The sequence below is a fragment of the Novosphingobium sp. FG137 genome, assembly GCF_057809735.1.
Window position 1 is genome coordinate 1 of the sequence record NZ_JBMDKN010000017.1, and the last position, 3,670, is coordinate 3,670.

3 protein-coding genes are annotated in these 3,670 nt (G+C 63.3%); all 3 read left to right on the forward strand.

What is annotated here, in order from left to right:
• The first annotated feature begins 93 nt into the window (after positions 1 to 93).
• From ACODS2_RS23090 to ACODS2_RS23100, 3 genes are read left to right on the forward strand one after another with little or no spacing between them, the layout of a single operon-like run.
• A complete protein-coding gene (locus tag ACODS2_RS23090; protein ID WP_137903369.1) occupies positions 94 to 1,641 on the forward strand; it encodes a tyrosine-type recombinase/integrase in 1,548 nt (515 codons plus the stop codon).
• Positions 1,635 to 2,549, forward strand: a complete 915-nt coding sequence (locus tag ACODS2_RS23095; RefSeq protein WP_137903370.1) for a tyrosine-type recombinase/integrase — start codon at positions 1,635 to 1,637, stop codon at positions 2,547 to 2,549. Before ACODS2_RS23090 ends, ACODS2_RS23095 begins: the two co-directional genes overlap by 7 nt.
• A complete protein-coding gene (locus tag ACODS2_RS23100) occupies positions 2,546 to 3,550 on the forward strand; it encodes a tyrosine-type recombinase/integrase (protein ID WP_489000829.1) in 1,005 nt (334 codons plus the stop codon). The genes ACODS2_RS23095 and ACODS2_RS23100 overlap by 4 nt, the downstream gene beginning before the upstream one ends.
• Positions 3,551 to 3,670: the final 120 nt, after the last annotated feature.

Consider the following 3,670-nt stretch of genomic DNA (forward strand, 5'->3'; position numbering starts at 1 on the left):
TGGCGGCGGGAGGCGCAGGTTTCCTTCGGTTTTCCATGATTTCACTCCAGATAATTACGGCTCCTTCAACCTCAACAAGTCGAAGGAACCAACATGCGAACAAGATCATCATTGCCGTTTCGAGCTGCCCCGCTCCGGGTCGAAGACCCGCCCAGTCACGGCACCCTTCTCACCGCATTCCTCTCCTCTCTGTCGCTCGACGAGAGGTCAGGCTGTGCGGTTCTGTATGGCGCGGCGGTCCGCCATTTCCTGCATTGGCTGGACCTGCACGAGATCGCGATCCGCACGATTGACGATCGGGCTGTCCGGCGGTTCGAGAAGCATCGGTGTCGGTGCCACCGGTATTCGGCGCAGCAAGCGCACTACAAGGCTGACCAAGCAGCAAGGGTCAGGCGCTTCGTCCGGTTCCTGGAAGATCAAGGCTACGTCGAAGTCGACGACGGGATCGACGATCTGCCACGGCACCTCGCTGACTATTCCGATGCGATCGATCGCCTGCAACTCGCCGAGGGACCGGCACAGACCTATCGGTCCGAGGCCGAGCATTTCGTGGCCTGGCTTCGCATGGCGCGGCGCCAGTGGATCGATATCGATGACACGATCATCGACCAGTACGCCGCGCATGATTGCCGATGCCCGGTCTGGCGCAAGCGGGGCAAGCTGGTCGCAACGGGCACCAAGCGGCGGCGGCGATGCGCACGGCACTTCGTCGGGTTCCTGCGAGGCCGGGGTGTCATCCCATCGGTTGAACCGGTGGCGGACGATGACCCGCACATGTCGGCTTACCTGACGTGGCTCAAGCAACATCGCGGTGCCACCGATGAGACGATCCGGCGCTACCGGACCGATATCAGACGGCTCATGCCGATGTTGGGCGAGCCTTCACAATGGGATGCCGCCGCGCTCAGGAGCGCATTCCAACGACGAAGCAAGGAGACGCCGGGCTCGGCATCGCTGCTCGTCACGATTATGAGGAGCTACATTCGGTTTCTGGTCGTGCAAGGCGAGTGCCGGCCGGCATTGTTGCATGCGGTTCCATCAGTGCAGCGTTACCGCCTTTCGACGCTACCCCGCCACGTCGATCCGGCAACGATCGAGAGGATCATTGCAGCCTGTCCGACAGATCGTCCGGTGGAAGTCCGGGACAAGGCCATCATTCTCCTGCTCGCCAGGCTCGGCCTGCGGGCTGCCGATATTCAGGACATGCGTCTCGACGACATCGACTGGCGATCCGGCCACCTGACGGTCAAAGGCAAGACGCGTCGGCCGGACCGCCTACCGTTGCCGCAGGATGTCGGCGACGCGATCCTGGCATATCTTGCGGCAGCCCGCCCGAAGGCCGCCGAAGAGCATCTGTTCCTGCGTGCACAAGCACCGTTTCGGCCCTTCCGGTCGTCCGCCGAGATCGCGGGCATCGTTGCACGTACGCGCGACCGGGGTGGGATCGAAGGAGTTCCGACCGGGTCGCACATATTCCGGCATTCGCTTGCCACCAACCTGCTGCGAGCGGGCGCGGGCCTAGAGTCCGTTGGGACCATCCTGCGTCACAGCTCGCCCGAGACCACTGCCATCTACGCCAAGGTCGATCTGCCGATGCTCATGAAGATCGCGCAGCCATGGCCGGGAGAACCGTCATGCTGAACATGCACATTTCCAGATACGTCACGCTGCATCGCAGCTCGGGACGGAAGTTCTCCGAACAGGAACGCTTGCTGCGCCAATACGCCGATTTCGCCGTCCGCGCCGGTGACCGGCACACCCAAGTGCAGCGCATCTACGACTGGTGCCACACGGCAAGCTCGCAGAACGTGGCCCGCCATAGGTTCGACGCCGTACGTAACTTCAGCCTTTTCGCTCATGCCGAGGATTCAGGCCACGAGGTTCCGCCTGCCGGCGTTTTCGGCCGGGGCAAGCGGCCACGCCCGACCCCGACCATCATTGAACCGGAACAGGTGCGGGCGATCATGGCAGCAGCGCTGGACCTGCCGCCCAAGGGCATGATCAGCCCTCATACCTACCATTGCCTGTTTGGACTGCTGGCTGCGACGGGCCTCAGGATTTCCGAGGCCCTCGCGCTACAATGCAACGACCTGGTCGAGGATGGCCTGATCGTCCGCAACGGCAAGTTCGGCAAGCAGCGGCTGATTGCCCTGCAGCCATCGACCCGTCAGGCGCTCGAAGCCTATCTCGCCACTCGGGCAAGTCTCGGCGCCACGGGCAATGACCTGTTCGTGACCATCCGGAGACGAGCACCGCACAAGGTGCGTGTCCACGTGGTGTTCGTCAGGCTGGCCCGGCAGCTCGGATACCGCGGACCGACCGGAACGGCCGGGATGCGGCTCCACGACCTGCGGCACACTTTCGCCGTGCGTTCCCTTGAGTCCTGCCCGCACGACAGGGAAGCGATCGCACACCACATGGCCGGGCTCAGCGTCTATCTGGGGCATGCGTCGGTCGCCAACACCTATTGGTATCTCGAGGCCACTCCGGTGCTGCTGCGCGACATCGCTGCCGCCAGCGAGCAACTTTACCGGGGAGAAGCGGCATGACGGCGCTCGCTCCGCATCTCTCGGCATACCTGCGTGAGCATCTGCCACGCGAACGCGCTGTCAGCCCGCACACGGTGAAGACATACGCCAACTGCTTCGTCCTCCTGGTCCAGTTCGCTGCCGATCGGCTGAAGTGCCGGCCGACCGATCTTGAGATCGAGGATCTCGGCACCGACATGATCATGGCCTTCCTCGATCATGTCGAGAACGGGCGCGGCAGCTGTGTGCGAACCCGCAATGGCAGGCTCGCCGCGATCCGGTCCTTCTTCCGGTATATCGAGTATCGGATCCCGGCCTGCCTGGATCAGGCACTCCGCGTCAGATCGATCCCGACCAAGAAGACCGACAAGGCGCTGATCGACTATCTCGACCGGGCGGAGATCAAGGCTTTACTCGATGCCCCGGATCCCCGGACCCGCCTTGGCACCCGCGATCGCGCGATGATGCACCTGGCCTATGCCGGGGGGCTGAGGGTGTCGGAACTCGTAACGCTACAGCTGCGCGATTTCCCCGACCGCTCCCTGTCCACCGTGCACATCATGGGCAAGGGTCGGCGTGAACGGGTCCTGCCGCTCTGGAAGGAGACCCAGTTCGCGTTGCGCGCATGGCTTGCGATCCGCCCCGAAGCCGAGGTCGCCGAGATATTCCTCAATGCCAACGGCCAGCCGATGACACGCGACGGGTTTGCGTTCCGTTTGGCCGAGCACGTCAAGACCGCGGCAACGAAGCAGCCGTCGATCCTTGGCAAGCGCGTCACACCGCACGTGTTGCGCCATTCCTGTGCGATGCACACGCTCGCGGCGACAGGGGACATTCGCAAGGTCGCATTGTGGCTCGGCCATGCCAGCATCCAGAGCACCGAGACCTATTTGCGCGCCGATCCCGAGGAGAAGCTGCAGATTCTCGCGGCGCACGGCGCTCCTGCCATCAAGCCTGGGCGCTTCAAGCCGCCATCCGATGCCCTGATCACGATGCTCACCGACGTTCGAAGGCGGGCCTAGCCCGTCTCCGGACACCCCCCTGGCACTCATATTATCTGGAGTGAAATCATGGAAAACCGAAGGAAACCTGCGCCTCCCGCCGCCACACTCGACATAAACTGCGACTGCAAAGAATATGTC